Origin of the sequence: Halomonas sp. 3D7M, from assembly GCF_014897885.1 — a bacterium.
In the GTDB taxonomy this organism is placed as follows: domain Bacteria; phylum Pseudomonadota; class Gammaproteobacteria; order Pseudomonadales; family Halomonadaceae; genus Vreelandella.
The window spans coordinates 57228-59157 of the sequence record NZ_JABUZF010000268.1 but is presented as its reverse complement, the minus strand read 5'-3'; the positions used below and the strand labels follow the sequence as shown (position 1 = coordinate 59157).

The window sequence follows — 1930 nt, the reverse complement described above, 5'->3', positions numbered from 1 at the left end:
CCGACCCTTGGTTGCCGGTCAAAGCCTTTATGACAAAAATTGTGGTAAGCCGTGGTAGCGTAACCATAGTTAACATGTAGTCAGGAGGAAAAATGAAAGTAGTCATCCATATTGATGATTCAGCCCAGTGGCAAGCCGCACTTGAAAAAGCATTGCCCCAGGCCACTGTATTGACAAGTGACGCGCCTGAAGATGAACGCAAAAACGCCGACTACCTTGCCGTTTGGAAAGCCCCAGAACATTTACTGCAGGAACAAGACCAGCTCAAAGGCATTATCAACCTGGGTGCGGGTGTTGATTACTTACTGAAAACACCCGGCCTTCCAAGTGATGTTCCTATCGTGAAATTACGTGATGCTGGCATGGGCGAACTCATGGCAGATTACGTGCTATATGGCGTACTGCACTTCTACCGCAGCATGGATCGCTACGCCACTCAACAGCAGAGCGCTACTTGGAAGCCCCAAGCCGTGCCTGAAAAAACACAGTGGCCAGTTGGCGTATTAGGCCTTGGCGCAATCGGCAGTTACGTAGCCACTCACTTGTCGCAAGCAGGGTTCCCCGTACTTGGCTGGAGCCGCTCACCTAAACAGATTAGCGGCGTACGCTGCCTGCATGGCGATGAAGGGCTTGATGAACTGCTTGGCCAAGTGCAGAGCTTAGTCACTATTTTGCCAGATACCGCGGCTACGGAAGGCATTCTTAACGCCGAACGGCTAGCGAAATTACCCGAAGGTGCCAGTGTTATTAACCCCGGTCGCGGCAGCCTAATCGATGAACAGGCGTTGCTCGATGCGCTCGGTGAAACGAATAAGCCAGGACATCTACGTGGTGCCCTGCTAGACGTTTTCTGTGAAGAGCCTCTTCCAACCAACCACCCCCTTTGGCAACATCCGAGCGTGGTAGTAACGCCTCATATGGCAGCGCCTACACCACTTAATGACGCCATTGATCAAGTCATTGCGTATATTAAGGCATTTGAAGCGGGTGAATCGTTAGCAACGATTAACCCAGGAGCAGGCTACTGACGCTTAGCCATACGCACGCTATACTGCACGGGGAACCAAGCGCTAGCTAAAGGCTCTTAGGAAAACACTCGAGAAGGAGGAAGGGCCTTTGCGTTATGTTACAAGAGACATCAGACACCCTAAGTCTGCGAGCGCAATGTTGGGCGCTTGCCTGTTTTCCCTGTGCGGCTTAGCAACAGCAGATACTCCACAAGGTGAGCAAACTCTGCAGGCCCCACACCCCTTCCAGGCCCAATACCGTTTAGAAATACGCGGCTGGCCCGGCGCAACCATTACCCATACGCTCAGTAATGAGGGGCTTCACTGGTTAAGTAATATGCATTTTGCTGTCGCGATTGCCCGTGGCGAGGAGCGTAGCCGCTTTTCGATAGACGATACTACGACTCGCTCTTTGCTCTATAACAGCAGTTATTCGCTGCTGGGTGTCGGCGACAGTTACCAGCTCAACGAAAGTGATATTAGCTCGCTTGATCGCCAGGCCGCTCTATTTGACCTTTCCCGACGAGCGGGTCATGAAGGCTGCATGGTGAGCACCCCCTGTGATATCGAGTTTGTTGATCACCGCGGACGTGACGAACACTTTCAGTACTATGTCGATCAACAGAATATCAACGAGCCCAACATCATTTCCGTTCCCGCCGGTGAGTTCGAAACCACGCGCGTCACGCTGATTGATAAAGAAAAGCCCGACCGATATCTACACATTAATTTCCACCCAGATTGGCCAGGACTAATCCTCTCGGCAGAATATCGAAAAGAGGGGCGTCGGCAGACTTACCTCACCATGACTCAATTCAACCCCGCTGGGGGTAACGCACCTTAAATGCTTTCTGGATTACTGATTGTTTTATTGCCTCTCTTGTTAGGCTACTTAGTACGCGTTCGTTCTACCCGCTTACTGA

2 protein-coding genes are annotated in these 1930 nt (G+C 51.5%); both read left to right on the top strand.

The features are described 5' to 3' along the window. Positions 1-92: 92 nt before the first annotated feature. On the top strand, positions 93-1028 hold the full coding sequence (locus INT22_RS18205) for a 2-hydroxyacid dehydrogenase (RefSeq protein WP_193068713.1): 936 nt from the start codon (positions 93-95) through the stop codon (positions 1026-1028). A gap of 88 nt (positions 1029-1116) precedes the next feature. Next, positions 1117-1851 (top strand): hypothetical protein, encoded by a 735-nt coding sequence (locus INT22_RS18200; protein WP_193068712.1) that lies wholly within the window; start codon positions 1117-1119, stop codon positions 1849-1851. Positions 1852-1930: the final 79 nt, after the last annotated feature.